The sequence below is a fragment of the Anaplasma phagocytophilum genome, from assembly GCF_023476575.1.
Lineage (GTDB): Bacteria > Pseudomonadota > Alphaproteobacteria > Rickettsiales > Anaplasmataceae > Anaplasma > Anaplasma phagocytophilum_A.
The window spans coordinates 1-19,264 of the sequence record NZ_JAHLEX010000004.1; the positions used below are offsets into that span (position 1 = coordinate 1).

The 19,264-nt window shown below is 42.4% G+C and carries 13 protein-coding genes, 1 tRNA gene and 1 pseudogene; 8 read left to right on the plus strand and 7 right to left on the minus strand.

Annotated elements, in window-relative coordinates; translation table 11 throughout:
• Positions 1-3,490 (plus strand): annotated as a pseudogene (locus tag KPX09_RS00435) (hypothetical protein); the annotation flags it as partial.
• Positions 3,491-3,594: 104 nt separating this feature from the next.
• Here KPX09_RS00435 and KPX09_RS00440 read toward each other — a convergent pair.
• A tRNA-Ala gene (locus KPX09_RS00440) sits at positions 3,595-3,667 on the minus strand.
• Positions 3,668-3,730: 63 nt separating this feature from the next.
• A complete protein-coding gene (gene nrdR / locus KPX09_RS00445) occupies positions 3,731-4,192 on the minus strand; it encodes a transcriptional regulator NrdR (RefSeq protein WP_020849206.1) in 462 nt (153 codons plus the stop codon).
• 140 nt (positions 4,193-4,332) lie between these two features.
• Here nrdR and KPX09_RS00450 point away from each other — a divergent pair, with 140 nt between their 5' ends.
• From KPX09_RS00450 to KPX09_RS00465, 4 genes are all read left to right on the plus strand, one after another.
• Complete coding sequence (locus KPX09_RS00450; protein ID WP_249548451.1) at positions 4,333-4,611, plus strand: NADH-ubiquinone oxidoreductase subunit NDUFA12 family protein; 279 nt, start codon at positions 4,333-4,335, stop codon at positions 4,609-4,611.
• 27 nt (positions 4,612-4,638) lie between these two features.
• Positions 4,639-4,812 carry a hypothetical protein gene (locus tag KPX09_RS00455; RefSeq protein WP_249548453.1) on the plus strand — a complete coding sequence of 58 codons (174 nt, stop codon included), beginning with the start codon at positions 4,639-4,641 and terminating at the stop codon, positions 4,810-4,812.
• The gene (mlaD, locus tag KPX09_RS00460) at positions 4,805-5,257 is read left to right on the plus strand and encodes an outer membrane lipid asymmetry maintenance protein MlaD (protein ID WP_249548455.1); all 453 of its coding nucleotides are present in this window, start codon (positions 4,805-4,807) and stop codon (positions 5,255-5,257) included. Before KPX09_RS00455 ends, mlaD begins: the two co-directional genes overlap by 8 nt.
• A gap of 803 nt (positions 5,258-6,060) precedes the next feature.
• Positions 6,061-6,360 carry a hypothetical protein gene (locus KPX09_RS00465; RefSeq protein WP_249548456.1) on the plus strand — a complete coding sequence of 100 codons (300 nt, stop codon included), beginning with the start codon at positions 6,061-6,063 and terminating at the stop codon, positions 6,358-6,360.
• Between the two features lie 69 nt (positions 6,361-6,429).
• Here the strand turns inward: KPX09_RS00465 and KPX09_RS00470 are convergent, their stop codons facing one another.
• From KPX09_RS00470 to KPX09_RS00480, 3 genes are all read right to left on the minus strand, one after another.
• On the minus strand, positions 6,430-7,911 hold the full coding sequence (locus KPX09_RS00470; protein WP_249548457.1) for a proton-conducting transporter membrane subunit: 1,482 nt from the start codon (positions 7,909-7,911) through the stop codon (positions 6,430-6,432).
• A 357-nt stretch (positions 7,912-8,268) separates the two neighbouring features.
• Positions 8,269-10,995 (minus strand): AsmA-like C-terminal region-containing protein, encoded by a 2,727-nt coding sequence (locus KPX09_RS00475; protein WP_249548459.1) that lies wholly within the window; start codon positions 10,993-10,995, stop codon positions 8,269-8,271.
• A gap of 307 nt (positions 10,996-11,302) precedes the next feature.
• Complete coding sequence (locus KPX09_RS00480; RefSeq protein WP_249548461.1) at positions 11,303-13,558, minus strand: NADP-dependent malic enzyme; 2,256 nt, start codon at positions 13,556-13,558, stop codon at positions 11,303-11,305.
• Positions 13,559-13,939: 381 nt separating this feature from the next.
• On the opposite strand from KPX09_RS00480, the gene KPX09_RS00485 reads away from it, so the two are divergent.
• Complete coding sequence (locus KPX09_RS00485) at positions 13,940-14,617, plus strand: ABC transporter ATP-binding protein (RefSeq protein ID WP_249548462.1); 678 nt, start codon at positions 13,940-13,942, stop codon at positions 14,615-14,617.
• A 362-nt stretch (positions 14,618-14,979) separates the two neighbouring features.
• Here KPX09_RS00485 and KPX09_RS00490 read toward each other — a convergent pair whose 3' ends face one another.
• Positions 14,980-15,915, minus strand: coding sequence for a tyrosine recombinase (locus KPX09_RS00490; protein ID WP_249548464.1), 936 nt, complete (start codon positions 15,913-15,915; stop codon positions 14,980-14,982).
• Between the two features lie 262 nt (positions 15,916-16,177).
• On the opposite strand from KPX09_RS00490, the gene secG reads away from it, so the two are divergent.
• Positions 16,178-16,501, plus strand: a complete 324-nt coding sequence (gene secG / locus KPX09_RS00495) for a preprotein translocase subunit SecG (protein WP_249548466.1) — start codon at positions 16,178-16,180, stop codon at positions 16,499-16,501.
• Positions 16,502-16,513: 12 nt separating this feature from the next.
• On the plus strand, positions 16,514-18,139 hold the full coding sequence (locus KPX09_RS00500) for a CTP synthase (RefSeq protein WP_249548468.1): 1,626 nt from the start codon (positions 16,514-16,516) through the stop codon (positions 18,137-18,139).
• On the opposite strand, the gene ribD is transcribed toward KPX09_RS00500, so the two are convergent.
• On the minus strand, positions 18,099-19,241 hold the full coding sequence (ribD, locus tag KPX09_RS00505; protein ID WP_249548470.1) for a bifunctional diaminohydroxyphosphoribosylaminopyrimidine deaminase/5-amino-6-(5-phosphoribosylamino)uracil reductase RibD: 1,143 nt from the start codon (positions 19,239-19,241) through the stop codon (positions 18,099-18,101). The two genes, KPX09_RS00500 and ribD, sit on opposite strands and share 41 nt — an antisense overlap.
• Positions 19,242-19,264 lie beyond the last annotated feature (23 nt).

The window sequence follows — 19,264 nt, forward strand, 5'->3', positions numbered from 1 at the left end:
AAGTGAAAAACCTGAACCTAAAGTTCCAGACCTTGCGCCTACGGTACCTACTACCACGCCTGATACCATTGCACCTACCTATGGCAGTGCCCCAAGTGAAAAACCTGAACCTAAAGTTCCAGACCTTGCGCCTACGGTACCTACTACCACGCCTGATACCATTGCACCTACCTATGGCAGTGCCCCAAGTGAAAAACCTGAACCTAAAGTTCCAGACCTTACGCCTAAAGTTCCGGGTATACCTACTGAGTACTCACTACCATTACGCCTGGGCGAAAAGGTATATACCGACCCAAAATCTGGTAAATCCCTTTTTACAGCTTACGCACACACTACAAAAATATCCCACTATGGAAAAGAATTTGACTTAGATATACAACTGCCAGCTCCTAGGTATCTTTCCACCTCGGATGGTATTTTACTTACTCACCAAGCATTTTCATATGTGTACAATCTTGCTCCTCATCATAGGTTTGTCAAAATAGTGCGTGACGCAGACACGTACACATTGAAAGCATGCGACCAATTCGGAAATGATCTACATGAAAGTGAGTTCTCGGATACCCAACAACGGTGTTATTCCTCAACCAAACCCTGTTCTATAGTTCACCCCAAAAATCTACCGTTCTTTAAATTCCTAAGTGATACAAATAAGACACTCTTTGACCTAGAACGTACAACAATTGGTGAAGCTACCAATGACAATGAAGTATTAAAAGAACTATACAGAAAGCAAGCAAGTGGTTATGCATACGAGCTCAAATCATCAAATACTCTATCCTCCCATGTCAACTTAGTCATAGATAAACATAAAGTTGACCCCACTACACTCAAACTCATGACACCACATGTGTTATTTGAAGTTGATAGCAACCTTAAAACCCTAAAATTGCTGTGCTACTCTGCTGAAGGTGCAGAAGACTACATACAGTTCGATTTTGCAGATGAACGTAATGCAGCGAAGTTAGATACCGCAAGAGCGAAAATGTTAGAGAAGTTTCCGTTCTACATCATCACTGACGGCACATCGCTGTTTTTCTCGTCTGATAAAACTGGAGCTGAACTGATAGAAGACCCACAACAAGCGCATGAAATACTGATGACAGCTAGACTAGCTAGCAACGATCAATACATAACAGCAACAGCTGAGAAGAAGTTTTATGCCCTAAGAGTCAGCACGATACCAGAACACGAAAATGGTATACAAGCAATGGGCGTGCACACAAAAGATGGAATCCTTGCAATACCAATCCAAGACATCTCAGCATGCTCAACCTTGGGATTTCAACGCAATGAACTATTTACAATAAACCACACTGCCTTACTTGCTGAAAGATCTCACAAGCAATTTCCATTATTGCAATATCGAGTACTCGAAGAATTCATAAAAAACAATACTGAATTACATATAGAATCGTCACCTTATTTCAGGGTTGTCTCCCCAAGCGTTATAGGAGACAATAAGATCATTAGGGGATCTGCAGACCTTCTAAAAGATATCATCAATATAAATCCAGAAATTACTGTTGGGAATTCTCAAAAAGAGTTCATGAAGAAATTACTAGAATACAATAAAGTAGCAATAGACGATACTGTTGAGGTGTACATTCCATACTTCAAGAAAGCTTTGTCAAACCCTGAACCTCGGGAAGTAACTTCGGGCAATGCAGCACATGAACTTTTTTCTACCCTTCCAGTGTATATGGGTGACAGAATAGAGGTCCCAAGCACTTACTATACGATTACCTATCCGGTAAAGTCCAAAGTGAACGGGGTAGATATCGCATTACCCTATGCGAGCTATGGCCTCATTAACGAAAAAGATGTTGTTATCTATGATATTATTGCTAATACGGAGGTAGTGCTACCACTTAACACTGAATATTTCTTAAAAATAGTGCGCGACCCTGCTAGTGACGCATACGTACTTAAACTATGCAACGCATTTGGAGAGGTACCTAAGAATATACCTCCCCATCTATTAACCCCTAAAGTAGTAGTCGATATTCCTATTAACAACTGGGACTTAGAACGCATGTACGAAGAAACTGAAGGCGACGTCGCTTTCAAACTATCACCACAGCACACAAAAGAATCCGGCTGTGTTAGTGGTATAAACATTATTCCAACACCAGACAATTACCTAAGTAACTCTTATGCCTCTGAACAACCTGTAGCACATTTAAGTCCCACTAGTATAGGGGTTTTTCACGGCATCCCTGGCATAGTACTTACCCATCACTCTTTCCTAAATGCTACCCCTGTGACAGACATTGTAATATCTCATAATGATGCCAATAATATTTTAGACAAGCGTGTGCTCACAGTTCAAACTGCAGCAAATCTGCACCCTTTATTCTTAGTAGTCTCTGGGGATAAAGTGGCCTTTACCGATGATAAAAATGACAAAAACTTGCAATTTCAATCAACTACAGAATATCCATACTCCCTACTCATAAAGTGGTTGCATACAGTTGTAACCTTTCCGCAAAATAATGAATTTAAGCTCATGCTTACCCTAAAGGATACCCGAACAGACTTTCATGCGATACCGTTCAATATCACCCCTATAGATGATTCTGTCCACCTCGTGACACAAGAAGTTATTCAACAATCAAAATTGTTCCTCGATCTCAATGATTATTCTATCTGCCTTGAAGGAAAAAATAAAACAGTGTTGGAAGAAAATCTGCCATGGATGGAAAATTACATACTCAGCGCAATGGTACCCATGTCATTCAAAATAGAGCTGCAAGCCAATCCGCAAGAGCACTCAACCATATATCAATTTTCTGGTATCAACAGAAAAAATATTACAGCAGAAGAAATCGGAAAGGTAATTGAGCAACATCTAAGAAGTATAGAAGCTATACCAGATTTGCCAGAACCATCTTCACCAGATAACAATAACCCTACTGAATGCTTCGTACCAGAGGTTGTACACGTAGATGATCAGTCGCACAGTGGCACGGTTGACCCCGTACCAGAAGGAAATCATCCCATTTTAGTAATAACCCCTAAAGATAACAAATTACACCCTTTCCATTTTCATTCAGAAGAAGATGAATACAAGGATGTTGTTGCTAACCCTGTGCAGCAAACTAACTCAGATGGCACATCATCTAACCCACCTGCAATATTAGCTACGCGTAAAGAGCGAGATGTACAATTGGAACTCCGAGAATCGAATAGTAATGCAAACATAGCTTATTATCAACCTCAAGATCCTAATCATCCTGAAAATTACCCCCTCTGGATAAGTGCAACATATGATGATATGCGAAAGTTTCATACCAATGTTAATTCCCAATACATGAGTGGAGAAATCTCATATGAGAAAGCAATGACTCTATATGACAATATAGTCCTAGATTCATGCCAAGGAGAGAACTTCCAAGTACGCGACGGAACAGTATCACGCGAAGGATCAGTGACGATAGGAGATCACAACTTTGGCAACATACTGTACCTAAGCCAGATGTTCTTGTAGCAACCCCATACGCCTTCGTACGACAAATACAAACACCCAGCCTTGCTTCAGGGCTGGGTACAACCTACAAGGGAAACTGCAAACCCCCTACAGAGCCGGAAATGTGGAGGCAAGCGGGGTCGAACCGCTGACCTTCTGTGTGCAAAACAGATGCTCTACCAACTGAGCTATGCCCCCAAAACCACTCTTGAGGCTAACATAAGCTCCACACGAACTCAAGAAAAAATATCCGTACTTATGTCACTTATCGGATCCCTCTTTAATCTTTTCTACTAAACTACAGAAGTCATCTGCATCGCTAAAGTCCATATACACGGAAACAAACCTGATATATGCAACCTTATCTAAAACCAAAAGGTTGTTTTTTACTATCTCCCCTATCACCCTAGCAGGAATAACATCCTCTTTCACCGACTCAAACTTGTACAGTATCTTGCTTAGCACCATATTTATTTGTGCAGGGGTAACTGGACGCTTGTTTGTAGCCAGCATAATAGATGTAAGTAACTTCTGCTTGTCAAAAGGCTCCATTCTTCCATCTTTTTTCAGAACCATGATAGGCTTAAGCAACAACTCCTCAAGAGTCGTGAATCTAGAGTTGCAAACTTCACACAACCTACGTCTTCTCACAGACATATTATCATCGGAGTGCCTAGAGTTCTTCACTCTTGTATCCGCACTGTTACAAAACGGACATTTCATAAAAGCTCAATTTTCACTAAGAATTTCTGCCAACTACCCATAGATAACCAGTTAGCAGTTGTGTTTCATATCATAGACCTTATAATTGGGCAACGTAGGATAGCTAGGATTTTATGGGAGTTCGCGCATTTTTCCTGACAATGTTTAATTTTTTAACTAGAAAGCGAGCTTGCCTTGTGTATACCGATCCTTTAGGCAATTCTTACTATTCCCGAGTTGTGAGGGGAAAAGAGCGTCGGTGGGTTGTATACGCTAGTAAAGCGGATCCGTCTACTGTTCCTGCAGGATGTCATCTTTGGCTACACTACACCAGTGATTATATAGTGTCGGATCGCTCTAAGAGCGTGCATGTACCCAATTTGACGGGTACTAGTCATGCTTACCACCCGCACAAAACATCGCCTATCAAGGTATCCTAACAACATGTGTAAACTTGTCTTTAAATTATGTCGGTACACAATATGGGTCGTGTGTTCGAGCTTGCGGTGTATATCAGCTTATGGCGATTGTTGTGTATCGTGGGGTTTGTAGCAGACGTGCGCTTCACTTTATACAGATTTGTGTATCGCTTGTTAGTGCTTCGCTTTAACGGGTTTAGCAGATTAGGTAAATATGTCTAAATGCAGTATAATAGAGGTGCTCGTAGGGGTTTTTGTATCGGTTGTTGTAATAGCCCTGGGTAGTTTCATGCTCAACCGACTCTCTCATCAGGTACGCTTTTACAATAGGTGTAACCTCGTCACCGCCTCGTTCTCTGACGTCAATGGCTTGAGGGTAGGGAGCGATGTGCGTGTTTCTGGTGTCAATATCGGCAGCGTTACTGCCATGTCTTTGAACTCCGACAACCTTCCAGTAGTTACGTTGTGCATACACAAGGGCCTGCTGTTACCTGTAGATAGCTCCGCCTCTATTACTTATGCAGATCTACTAGGAAAGAGGTACATAGATATAATTCCCGGAGCTGACGACAATGTGTTAGAAGATGGTTCTTCACTTGCTCACACCAGTACAGTGGCTAGCCCAGGCATCATTATAAACAGCCTTATAAGTAACGCACTGAAGTAGTACAAAACCTCAATATCGATCCTAATTTAAAAATATGAATTTCAGAAACTTATAAAAATATGGGAGAAGAGCATGCTCTTCTCCCAACAGCGCAGTGACTGCCCAGGAATCAATAAACGGTCTTATAAGCAATGCTCTAAGTAGTGAGAAACCTCTCAAAATATCAACTCCACATGTTGGTTTGTAATTGTGCTGTATCTTGTTCAAATATATGAAGCTACGCTGGGAAAAGTAGTCCGTGATTTGAGCTCCTAGCACAACATCCACAATAAACTTCACGGTCTTCTTGAAAGATGTCGGTGCATAAGAATCACTACTGGCAAAACCCTATTATCACTCCCCCTGGTAGGATTTCTACAATCTTGGAATGCACAGTACGATTGTAGTACACACTGCTTTAAATACCTGCTACAATTTCAAGCATAGCTATGCTGGTCATAACTCAGTACACAAAATACTTCTTTTTTACTATTGGCAGCAAGGAAACTTGTGGTCTCCTTGCGATCTTCTTACCCACTGCTGTAATCGTGTAGGTAGCGTTGTTCGCACAAGTCTTTAGAATTATTGAAATGCAACTACAAGAATTATTGCCTTTTTCCTTTCTACTATTACACACTAACCAGAGGATTTCCATCCCATACTGTACTTATCACTGTAAGCAATACGTATGCTACTATTTACTTCCCACGTACTTTGTTATAGAATACGTGCGTGGGGTGTTGTGTGGTGTCTTGCATTACTGGTTGCTTGGGGAACACTCAGCATTTTTCGCCGTAGGTGTTAGTTAGTGATGTGGTGTTGTTATGCCCAGCGTTTCCAGTGTTGTTTTTACTGTGATATTTGGAATAGTTTTATACGTTCTTCTGAGTAAGGCTATAGACTGGACATTATCACGGCTAAGAAGACGTCGTGGAGATTACGGTAGAAAAGCCTCGCATCCCGGTGCTTCTCCTATAACAGATTCATCCATGGCGGCTCCCCGGGGAGCTTATGAGCTACCTAAACGCTTCATGTCGGCATACACTCAAAAGGATGCTACAACAAGGATTTCCGCTGTTGAATCGGTTTCTCAAGTGTTCCAGGAAAGAGGAAGAAGCAGATAACAAAGTTTTGCTTCGGGACAGTCGTGGTTGTATGTGAATTCTGTTGTACTCGCGGTTTACTGCCTCTAGCTACTGACATAGAGTACTTGCTATTTGTTCTGATATGGTTGTGAGAGGTATTGGGTATGCCCCTACGGCTAACCCGATACATGCCATTACCCACATACATAAGGTCATCGCCTTGGGGGTTTTTATCGCAATATCGTTAGCGCATTTCTCTACAATACGAGGAGTGAAATACAAGTATTCTACCACCTTCCATGTGTATATTACAGAACACACAGATCCGACAGACAATGCTAATATACCCTCCCATGCCCGTGCGCTTACAAACGAACTAAGCATTTGCCACTTGGCGACAAACCCCATAGTAGGAGGCATCCCGACCAAGCTAAGTGAAAGCAGCACATAGGCCGCTGTAATACCCGGAACCACTCTGCTCAAACTCAAACATTTCTCAACATTTCCCCGACCAAAGTGATAGGATATCCCTCCAGATACCATAAACAATGCCGACTTTGCTACGCTATGGCTAACCATATAAGTTACCGCAGCAGCCAACCCCGCATACGTATTTACGCTAATCGCAAATATGACACATGCAATATTCGCCACACTGGAATAAGACAATACATCACTTATGCCCTTGCTCATCGCTGCCAATACCGACGCAACAATAATTGCCAGCGCAGCAACAGCCAACAGCATCTTGCCAAAAGGTAACTCTGTAAATACTAGATTCGCTCCAAATACGCCGTATACTATCCTTATCATAAGGTAAATCATTACCTTTGTTGCAGTTCCTGATAAAAACACCGCAATAAATGCCGGAGATGATGAATATGCTCTAACCAACCAACCGTGAAACGGATATAAAGCCGCCTTCATCACCAAGCCAAGCATCACGAAAAAAACGCCAATATATACAGTCCTATCTACCGGTAACTCCTGCAGCATCATGAACATACTTCCCATGTTTAGCGTGCCGGTAGCCGCATATAAGAAGCCTATACCCAGTAAGTAAAACGTCGCACCTACAGTGCCTACGATCAGGTATTCAAACGACGATACAAGAGACCCGTTGTGCACTCCCATTGCAACTAGTACGTACGCAGATATTGATGCCACTTCTAAAAACACATAGACGTTAAAAGCATCATTGGAAACCAGAATGCCTAGTAGGCCGCCAAACGATAATAAAAAGGCTGCATAAAACTTTGAAACCTTTTCAGCCGGTATTTCTTTTCGGCTAGGGTAAATACCATAAATCGTGCTCATTACCCCTATAAAGGTAACCAACAACATCATAGTGGCGCTTAGTAAATCTACTTGAAGCTCTATGCCATAAGGCAGACCCCATCCCCCAACCTTATAGACTATGGGTTGCCCCAAATAAACCTGGAAGAACAACAAAAGAGATATAAAAAAAGAGCCTGTAACCACCCCACAAGTAAACATCTGTATGAGACTCACCCTACAGCGTAACAAGGAGCACACAGTTGCAGATAATAACGGCAACAATACCTGTAATATCACCAAATGATCTTTCATAGCGTAAATCACACGTTCTTTTCACCTGATAACAACAAGCATCGCTGCAGTTATACTGAAAAAGAAAAGCTTCCACAATACATTACTTTTTGTGCTTCTTTTGGTGGTAAGTATCTCTCGTAATACATCAAGCAGCCACTATGGTGCGCTACTACTACATTAATACTGCTGAGTCAAACTGCGCCAACTAGGATGTCTTCCCCCATAGCAAACTTCTCACTCTATACTTCAAAGCAAGTTATGCGCAGAAATACACCGGATAGCTTCTACGCCAACTCCGTTTAATAACATCCCACACTAAACAGCAACCCTATCTCACCTTTTACAAAAGCTATAAAATTATAAGCCCAATGTATGTCACCTACTGCTTTTTACAAGCTCAAATAGTCTATCAATATCGAAAGTAGGCTTAGGCTGCCATACATACCCCTGCAGTGACATGTCTATACTAGCGGGACTGTTGCCCCCAGGAGGTACAAATGCAAATCTGCAAAGCGACGTTACAGTAAACTGGGGGATCATGAAGTTAATAGACGCCGCTCCAACTGCACTGTTCAGCCTAAACTGTAAAGAAGACACCGCTGTTCCCCTTTCTATCTGCATTTCACCATCAAACTTCTCAAAAACTGTATTACCTCTGTATAAGTAAACACGAGACAACGACGCTATGTCTGCCTTGCTTTCTGTATTGAAGAGATCCGTGATAAATCCATCAAAATCAACACCACTCACGTCGAGACGCCTTGCAGCAAATTTTAGTTTACCCTTCACAGAATTCATCAGTTCAAGAACGTTTCTTCCATACATTTGCAACGTTCCACTAACACTTATATTGCCCTTAGGATTCATACCCTTGGTCTCCTCCACATCTGCAGCGTCAGAATCCTCGCTCCCTAACGCAACATTAGAAGCAGCAATCACAACTGACAGCGAAGTTACGTCGCCCATACCTACATTGCCACTAATCTTCACATTCCCTTCACCTTGATTGAAGTGAAGATCATCTATAGACATTACCCCTTCTTTAAATGTAGACGACATAACCAAGTCTGTTAGCAATCTCCCTAGAAAAGTCATGTTCTTTAATCTGACATTCACATTTCCGTCTATACCCTCAAGACTCGAGAGATTTATAGGCTGGCTTGACCACACATACTTTGAGTATCCTTCCTGGGAAACCCTCCTTCCTCCTTCCGCTGCTATGCTGTTGCGGTCAATCAATTTTGGTGCCCACAAAAACTCTGAACTATATTGATCCCCCACAAGATTTAGAAATACTTTCGGCCGCACCCCTTGACTACTCAACGTAACACTAGCGGACCCTCTTATGTCAGACACATGACTTTTACTATCTTGTGCAAAAAAACGTATTTTTTCTATGCTCATACGACGACTTGATACGTCTGCTAGAAAACTGAGCTCGTTGATCGCCCGTCTGCCTATAGTAAAATCCCGAAATTTAACAGCAACTTGTACAGGAATCGTAATATTCCTGAGCCACATAAAACTTAAAATATCATTATCACTCTTTGAATCAAGGTGTACCATTTTATAGTCGCTAGAAGCAAAATTGCTGACTGTAATTCCACCTATAACGACACCACCTCCCCTATCGTATTTGTACTTAAGATTACCCGCAATATTAGCCCGATGCGAATTCAGATTTATGTCAGGAAATGCAATAATTCGGGGCGCAACGTAAAACCCACTTCTTAGTACAAAACTTCCATCTCCCTTGTCCTCACGTACCTCCTTGGCGCTAAAGGGAAATAGCCAGCTAATGAGCGTATCTACATCTTCTCCTGCAACATTAATAGTACCCATAAATCGAGGTATTGTATTGCCCTCAGTGTTAACAGCAGTGCCACTGACGTGCAACACATTATTCCTGCCAGGAAGATCAAGAAGCAGTCTATCGACAACTATCTTCCCATCGCTTATGGTAGCGCTAGATGAAATATTTCTAACAACACCACCTTTGTAACGCATTTCTTTTATGTCTAGCTCAGCTTTAGCATCCATTCCCAAAGTTATCACTGGAAAGGAAACGCTACTACTTCCCCGCGCCGGAGTATTGTATATATTAACATCTGGATCATCATGCCTTATTAACGCATCTATATCCATGAAAGAAAAAGTCAACTCCGCACTACAAGACATCGATGTATTGCACTTACCCTTAACATTCCCTATAAGGCTATGACCCTCAATATCTAAACGGCTAACTTCAAATCCATGACCAACATCGTGTTTGAACTCAGCAAGTAACGATAGTTCCTCCGTAGAGTGAATATGTCCCAACACATCAATCCGGGTTACCATAGACAAAGCTTGAGAAAATTCCCCAAGATTACTAGTTTTAACGTCTAGCAACCACTCAAAGCCACCAAGTACCTCTACAAGAGTTCTGCCACCCGCACCAACATCGTATCGCCCTTTTCCTGAAAGCGATACCCTGGTATTCCCGGATGTGATCTCCACAGTGGCAGCCTTATCACCACTGTTTCGCAATTCAACATTGGCTACAAGACTATACTTACCTCTGCCTATCTTAAATTCTGTGTTAGTCCTATACAAATTACCATATGACTTTATCTCGCTTTGCTTTACATGTACCGCATTGCGTGGTGATGGTTCAAAGGTTTGACCAGGCACTATAACCGAGTTGAATATACGTACCTTCCCAACCCCAGCACCAGCTTGCGTGGTTACAACATCACCCAAACTTTTCGCGTTAGTACGCAGTCCATACAGATCAATGTACTCGACCTTTCTTTCCCCTTTAAGCAGCGACCAAATAGATAAACCTATCTCCAGCCTCTCTACTGCAATAACTCCTGAGCATCCCTTGGATTCCTCGTCGCATCCCAAGTACAAATTACGCACTATAAGCTTTGGAGGAAGAAATCTCCCACGAATATCACCAAGAACCTTTATAGAAACACCGCTATCCTTGACGGCTACTCCAAGCTGCTCAAACGCATAATCACCGTAACGTGCATCCCAGTCAATCAAGTACGGCACCCCAACTATTGTGGCCAATGCTACAATTGCTGCTCCACACAAATACCCTAGAAACTTCATCGATACACCACGGATGCTCCCCTTCTAAAATCTATTCACCAAAGACTAAGAATATATAAAACAGTAGAGCTAAAACACTTGTTACTTCACGATGTCCACGCATTCTCACAAGCTAGAGTACACACAACCTAACAGCTTCGATAAACCCTATCATCAACGCGTGCAGGTTTTCCTCCGACTGGTTCAGGTGATAACTGCAGAACCTCTTATGTCAAACAAGATATTTCTAACCATCCTCCATAACCATGCAAGGGTGTCAAGCCCTTCTTTCGCTTATGAAATTCGACTATACACCCCATATCTGACCCTACAAGGCATTATATAGCGTTGAGAGCACCGCAAGATTCAATATCTCAGAGACAGATGCCGTCATTTGTACAATCTGCACCGGCTTTTCCATTCCCATAAGAATAGGCCCCACAACTGCAACACCTCCTACCTCTTGTAGCAACTTGGAAGAAATGCTGGCACTGTACAGACTAGGCATTATCAAAACATTAGCAGGTCCACCTTTTATGCGATTAAATGGGTACAATGCCAAAGACTCCTTCCTCAATGCAACATCTATGGACATCTCTCCATCATACTCAAAGCCTACACCAAGGCGATCTAGAATCTCTATGCTCTCTCTTATCCTTTCAGTGCCCTCCTGTGCATGACTACCAAAATTAGAGCACGATACAAATGCCACCCTAGGCTCATGCCCCATCTTCTTCGCAGCAGCCGCTGCTGTTACAGCTATATCTGCCATCTGCTTGGATGTCGGAAATTCATTAATCGCAGTATCAGCAATAAACAATGTTCTATCTTCCATAACAATAACAGATAGCCCCATAATCTCACTGCGCGCCCCTATCACTTTACTCACATCAGATAGCGATTCTCTATATCCTCTAGTTACACCTGTAACCAAAATATCCCCATCACCACACGCTAGCATACACGCAGCAAAGACATTTCTATCAGTTTTCACATCCCTAACGCACCTACGATGCAGGTATCCTTTTCTCTGGAGCTTACTGTACAGATAGTCTATGTATACGTCATTGCGAGCAGAAACTGCCGCATTAGCTATCTCTATACCATCTAAGCTATCAACTCCTATACGCTCCAATCCCTCCTTAACCTTATCGGCACGTCCTACCAAAATCGGCACACCATATCCCTGACTTCTCCACTGCAAAGCAGCCTTAATGACCTTAATCTCCTCACCTTCGGAAAAGATAACCCTTTTAGGAGTCTGTTTTACGGAACCATACATAAGATTAAGCACGTTCGAAGTAGGTGATATTCTAGAACCTAATGCACGCGCATACTTATCCCAGTCATCTATTCCCTTCTGCGCTACCCCTGTTTCTATCGCAGCTCTTGCTACTGCTGGTGATACTACCGATATTAGTCGTGGATCAAACGGTGTGGGTATTATGTAATCCCTACCATACCTCATACCTCGGCCACCATAAGCCTCCAATACCTCGTCGCTCACCACTTCTCTTGCTAGCATTGCTATCGCCTGGGCAACTGCTAATTTCATCTCATTGTTAACTCTCTTAGCTCGCACATCCAACGCTCCCCTAAATATGTATGGAAAACCCATCACATTATTTATCTGGTTGCTGTAATCTGATCTTCCCGTTGCTATTATCGCATCTCCCCTCACTTCTCTCGCAAATTCTGGGCTTACCTCTGGATGCGGATTCGCAAGAGCAAAAATTACAGGATCTTTATTCATAGAAAGAAGCATTTCCTTGCTCAGAACATCCCGTACAGACAACCCTATGAATATGTCTGCACCTTTTATCGCATCTTTCAAGTCTCTTGTATCTGTCTCAACAGCATGCTTCAACTTCCACTCATTAACGCCAAGTTGGCGCCCCTTATATATAACACCGTTCTGATCGCATAGTATAATATTGTCGTTAGGTACACCAACAAACTTAAGCATTTCAACACAAGCAATGCCTGCAGCGCCTGCCCCATTTACTACTATCTTGACGTTTTTTAGAACCTTTCCCGTAATATCAAGGGCATTTATTATACCAGCTAGAACAATAATCGCCGTTCCATGCTGGTCATCATGAAACACCGGTATATCCATAAGTTCGCTTAGGCATCTCTCTATAACAAAGCATTCGGGTGCACGTATATCTTCGAGATTGATACCCCCCCAGCTATGCCCCAGATATTTAACAGCATTAATGAACTCATCTACGTCTTCTGTGTTCACTTCAATATCTACTGCATCTATGTCAGCAAAGCGTTTAAACAGAACAGCTTTACCCTCCATGACCGGCTTAGAAGCTAAAGTGCCTATATTTCCCAAGCCCAAAACTGCTGTGCCATTAGATATTACAGCAACGTAATTACCTTTTGCCGTATATTCGTATACCAGATCGGGGTCCGATGCTATCTTGATACATGGTACAGCAACCCCCGGAGAGTATGCCAGAGATAGATCTCCCTGAGTCAACAAAGGCTTCGTCGGCAACAAGGCTACTTTACCTGGCCTTCCCCTGCTATGAAACTCAAGAGCCTCCATGTCTTTTTCTGAAAAATCGCTCATTGCACTCAGAGTCCCCCACACTTAAATGATCCCGAAGAGTATACACATTGGTCTTTTTGCGCAACTGTTTCCTCCCCCAACGAAAGGTACAGTTCCTTAGCATGCTAACATAAAATCGCCAGATTTTATGCGGTGACCATTTTCAGCATAGCACCTTTAATTTCACAATGTATATCAACCCCACAAAAAAACCATATCCAAAAAGAAGTATCACGTCTTCTTTATTCGCTACACAGATTCAAATGCAGGAAGTAAAACATTTTTTATTATCTCCGTAACTATAGGATACTATTTTAAACAAACCTTAATAGTGTACTTCCGTATTTACTGCTGCATATCCGAAGCTATACTTGACCACCAGTACCTACTCCAGGAGCTTCCGTGAGCACAGTATTAAAACTATGTAACGTGAGTAAGCGTTACTCAGAACAGCAGACTTGCGTCTTCTCAGATGTTAACTTAGAAATCTTCAAGGGGGAGTTTATAGCCTTAATAGGCAATTCTGGTGCTGGAAAAAGCACATTGCTACATATTGCTGGGTTGTTAGAAGTGCCATCACAAGGCAAAGTCATAATAAACGATGTCCAATGCTCCCCTGAAAGTGATAAAGTCAGAACTAAAATGCGTCGCAGCTTCCTGGGTTTTGTATATCAATCTCCAAATTTGCTGCATGAGCTTACAGTTTTGGAAAATGTCATGCTCCCCTTGAGAATCGCTGGCAATAGTTTTAGTAAAGCAAATCATCAAGCAATGATAACGTTATGCGAAGTAGGATTAGAGGGCAAAGTGAACCAGCACATCTCAACTCTCTCAGGTGGGGAAAAGCAAAGAGTTGCTTTCGCTCGAGCCATAGTAACCCACCCTAATCTGTTATTGGCTGACGAACCTACGGGAAGTCTAGATCCCCAAATGTCGGAAACCATTTTTTCTATAATGTACCAAAACGTAAAATCCAAAAACCTAGCTGCACTTGTTGCAACACATAACCTAGCCCTCGCTAAAAAAGCTGATGCCGTAATAGAATTGCGTGATGGAATTCTCACTAAGGTAGATCTATAAACTATATTGGAAGGGATGGTTTACTACATACGCAGAATTCTAATTCCTGTCAGATGCCACCATATATTAATGCTTCCTCATGTTCCTAAGCGCTTTAAACAGTTTTCATACTCCTCACATGACAAATACTAGAGCATATACTTAAGACTTGCCCTAGCATCAGACACATTAAGATTACGCCCCTATCTCTGTTATTATTTCTCCCAGTCAGCCAGTGATACAACTTTATTCCTAAACACAACTTACCATTTGTATTTTGTACACCCAGCGACTCATTCACTAACTTAGCAAGTACGGTAATTACGTTGGGAAAACTCTGAGCTGTGAAAACGTAATTCTGGACACCTCACCATACAAACATTTCAGTTTTTGGATTTAGACATAGGATGAAATCTACTCAACACATCTCTTAGCTGTTCACTAGCGACATGTGTATATACCTGTGTGGTAGACAGATTAACGTGCCCGAGCATCTTCTGTATAAAGACTATATTAGAGCCATTATTAAGTAAATGCGTTGCAAATGAATGCCTAAACTTATGTGGCGAAACCTTTTCTGGATCTATTCCCGCAGAAATTGCAAGTTCCTTCAATAACTGCCCAACTCTCTGCCTGCTAATACACTGATCATACTTCGCCCCAGGAAATAACCACCTGGACTCCGTATTCTCTCCTGTAATGAAGCATTTTCGAACTTCTAGGTAGGCTCTTATGCTATCCATAGCCACCTCATTGAGTAGCACAAGTCTCTCACGGTTCCCCTTGCCTTTTATGATAATGTACCCGATATCGCCTACGTGCTCATGTAACATCGCATCGATTTCGAAAAAGCCCAAATGTATAAGTTCCGATATTCTTATCCCGGATGAGTATAATATATTCACAATGGCATATAAGCGCTTTCCCTCTGCTGAAAGGTCTGCCTTGGCAATATCTAATAATATGCCAATATCTGACTCACTTATCACCCTGGGCAAAGTGCGACCCAACCTACAAGATTCCAGACTGAGTGACAAATCACTATGAACAATGCGATCCTTGTATAGAAAGATACACAATCCTTTAATTGCTGATACTCTTCTGGCAACGGTAGCAGCACTGTAAGCTCTTACGTTTAGGCTCCTTATATACTCACAGAGGTCATCATAGCTAGCATCAACAATTTTTAACCCATTACTCCTTAAAAACTGACTTAAATCTTCAAGATCACATTTATAACTACAGACCGTATTCTCGGATACCCCCTTGCTAGCGACAAGAAACTCCAGAAACGAGCGTATTATGTAGTCATCACCCACTTGAGCCCCTACCTTGACCGCAATAACATGTGTAGCCTAACAAATAACATTTAGGTATTCCCAAATTGCACAGTTCATGAACAAACCACTACCCTACAGCGCATAATTTAACAATGGTATTAACTACTCAGATTATTCCACAAAGAAGGCTACAATTACATATATGCACCTGCATAGATATAATCAGGAACTAAATCCAGTAATGCTAATTAACGACTTCTTGACTCACTACTATAAATGTCATAGCATCTAGCGGTGTTATTTGTCCACTTGCCTTATGTTTTTGGTTACCGTACAGGTGTTTCTGGCACTTCTGCTGGTGGTGCTGGTTTTGCTTCAGTCTCCGGAATCTGATAGTCTTGGCGGGTTTGGTGGAGCACAGTGTAATCTTGGAGCGGTATTTAATCGGGGTTCTCCCTCCCGTTTGATGGCAAGGTTAACCGCAGTAGTCGCTACTGTTTTTATAATAAATACTCTTCTGTTAGTGGGCACCGGGTCTAAGGATGTATCCGGAGTTGATTTTGCTGGAGAGTCCGAATTGGTTTCAGGCCAGGATGCTGGTATTGGTGAAGTTCCCTCTGAATAGTAGCGTTTACGTATGGTGGGTAAGTTGAATCCAACACGTTTTATATTTGTTACTGGGGGGGTAGTCTCTTCGCTAGGTAAGGGTCTTGCAGCTGCATCTATAGGTGCATTGCTGCAGGCGCGTGGGTTTAGTGTGCGCTTAAGAAAGCTTGACCCGTATTTAAACGTAGATCCTGGCACTATGAGTCCCGCCCAGCACGGTGAGGTATTTGTTACCTCTGATGGGGGCGAGACGGATCTAGATCTTGGGCACTACGAACGCTTCACTGGCGTGATGAAAACAATGGCAGATAACGTAACTGCTGGTAAAATATACCATGAGCTTATAGTAAAGGAACGTCGGGGAGATTATCTTGGTCAGACGGTACAGGTGATACCGCATGTGATAGATTTGATAATCTCGTGTATACTTCATAATGATGCAGGGGCTGACTTTGTTATATGTGAAATAGGCGGTACCGTTGGTGATATAGAAAGTCAACCGTTTCTAGAAGCAATACGTCAGGTTAGTTACAGGTTGAGTAAAAATCTAACGATATTTGTACACCTGACGCTGGTGCCGTATATAGGTGCTGTCGGGGAGCTCAAAACAAAACCTACGCAACATTCTGTAAAGGAATTGAGTTCTTTAGGGATACAGCCAGATATTGTTTTGTATCGTAGTAGAGCGCGGTTGCCGCAGTACCAGTGTGCTAAAATAGCTAACTTCTGTAACTTGGCAGAAAACAACATAATAGCTGCTCTTGATGTCAGTAACATTTACATGTTACCTGTGATGTATCATGAGCATAGGCTGGATACGCAAATTCTCAAGCATTTTGATGTAGATAGTCCTGAGCCTGATCTTACGCAGTGGAAAAGCGTACTAAGAATGTCTGAGACTGCATCTGACAGGATTGTCGTTGCTATAGTTGGTAAGTATGTTACCTCCTTGGATGCTTACACCTCTTTGGAGGAAGCCTTGCGTCATGCAGGGTTGCATAGTGGTATCCGTGTAGAGATAAAGTGGGTAGATGCGCGTTTGGCTGCTTCTGAGATTGATCTCACCGATGCGGACGCCATATTAATTCCTGGTGGGTTTGGCGATAATGGTATAGGCACGAAAATCTATTCCATAAAATATGCTCGTGTGAACGATATTCCAATGTTGGGAATATGTTTAGGGATGCAATTGGCTGTAATTGAATTTGCCCTTAACGTCGCAGGAATTGAAGATGCGAATTCTACTGAATTCAAGTCTGATTGTAAAAACCCCGTGGTTTGTGAATTGCCGGGTTTGCAAGTGGGAGATGAGTATAAGATGGGCGGGAGTATGCGTCTGGGATCTTACACATGCAATTTGGCACCGGGTTCTCGTATAATGTCTATATACAATTCTTCAACAGTTGTGGAGCGTCGTAGGCATAGGTATGGGATAAACCCTGAGTATAGGGATGTGCTTTCTAAGTGTGGCCTTGCGTTTACTGGTGCTGCCGAGGATCGGGATTTACCTGAAGTGCTTGAGTTGCCTGATCATCCTTGGTTTGTTGGTGTACAGTTTCATCCAGAGTTTCAATCTACTCCTTTTAAATCTCACCCTCTGTTCCTTTCTTTTGTAACTAGCACTTTGCAGGTGAAAAAGGCTTCGTCCCGGAGTTAGGAAATTCCTCAAGGTTGCTTCTTAATTGAGTGTATTTAACATCGAAAAGGTCCACTGTATCGTCAAAAAAAGATAGCGTATCTGTCTTTACAAACTGACAGCATTGGCCGAACTGTGCATCAATATCAGTAATGGAATTCAATCCTTTATCGCCGCTTATTTTATTGGCTCTAGTCCATATAAAACGGTCTATCAACTTTTTCTTTAGCAACTCCGTGATCAAGATACCCCCTCCCTCCACAAACAGCCTAGTAATACCTAACTGAGCGGTGAGAGCACGTACCATGTTTTCCAAAAATTCTGTTCCTCCATCAACTTTAATATATTTCACATTCTCAAAAATACACTGAGGCTCGTTATCAGTAACAATGTATGTGGGAATGGTACTTGCTGTACAAACTATTTTATGCTGCGCCAGCAATTTGCCAGACCTATCAACGACTACCCGTATTGGAGAATGCTTTTCCAGCCCTGGTAACCTACAGTCTAGCATTGGATTGTCGGCTACAACAGTATTGCTACCCACCAAGATGGCGTCATACATTGCACGCTGCTTATGTACCCATCTTCTAGTAAGATCGTTTGTTATCCAGCGATCACACCCTCCATCAAACGATATTTTCCCATCTAGAGTCGCTGCCAGCTTAGCCGTAATTAATGGTCTATGTAGTACTTTGCTGTAGAAAAAACCGGCATTTAAGGCTTCTGCTTGCTGCTGCAAAACCCCGTATTTAACCTCTATACCAGCTGTTTCTAGAGAACTAATTCCCTTGCCGGATACTCTATAATCAGGATCCTGCACTCCTATAACAACTCTCCTAACCCCAGCATTGATTAATGCCGAAGTGCACGGCCCTGTTACACCATCATGACAACACGGCTCAAGTGTGACGTATACCGTAGCTCCTATAGCACGATTCCCTGCATTTTGTAGTGCTACTATCTCAGCATGAGGTCTTCCCCCCGCAACAGTCCACCCTCTGCCTACAACCACACCATCACGCATTACAACACATCCTACCGCAGGGTTGGGATACACATTGCCCAATCCTCTGCGTGCTAAGGTCAAGGCCATAGCCATGAATCTCTCATCAGGCACCATCGGTAAATGCTTTTGCTCTTGAA

Bases quoted from the DNA above. Each gene is read 5' to 3' on its own strand.
- nrdR (WP_020849206.1), bottom strand. From the start codon at position 4,192: ATGAAATGTCCGTTTTGTAACAGTGCGGATACAAGAGTGAAGAACTCT.
- KPX09_RS00450 (WP_249548451.1), top strand. From the start codon at position 4,333: ATGTTTAATTTTTTAACTAGAAAGCGAGCTTGCCTTGTGTATACCGAT.
- KPX09_RS00455 (WP_249548453.1), top strand. From the start codon at position 4,639: ATGTCGGTACACAATATGGGTCGTGTGTTCGAGCTTGCGGTGTATATC.
- mlaD (WP_249548455.1), top strand. From the start codon at position 4,805: ATGTCTAAATGCAGTATAATAGAGGTGCTCGTAGGGGTTTTTGTATCG.
- KPX09_RS00465 (WP_249548456.1), top strand. From the start codon at position 6,061: ATGCCCAGCGTTTCCAGTGTTGTTTTTACTGTGATATTTGGAATAGTT.
- KPX09_RS00470 (WP_249548457.1), bottom strand. From the start codon at position 7,911: ATGAAAGATCATTTGGTGATATTACAGGTATTGTTGCCGTTATTATCT.
- KPX09_RS00475 (WP_249548459.1), bottom strand. From the start codon at position 10,995: ATGAAGTTTCTAGGGTATTTGTGTGGAGCAGCAATTGTAGCATTGGCC.
- KPX09_RS00480 (WP_249548461.1), bottom strand. From the start codon at position 13,558: ATGAGCGATTTTTCAGAAAAAGACATGGAGGCTCTTGAGTTTCATAGC.
- KPX09_RS00500 (WP_249548468.1), top strand. From the start codon at position 16,514: ATGGTGGGTAAGTTGAATCCAACACGTTTTATATTTGTTACTGGGGGG.
- ribD (WP_249548470.1), bottom strand. From the start codon at position 19,241: ATGGTGCCTGATGAGAGATTCATGGCTATGGCCTTGACCTTAGCACGC.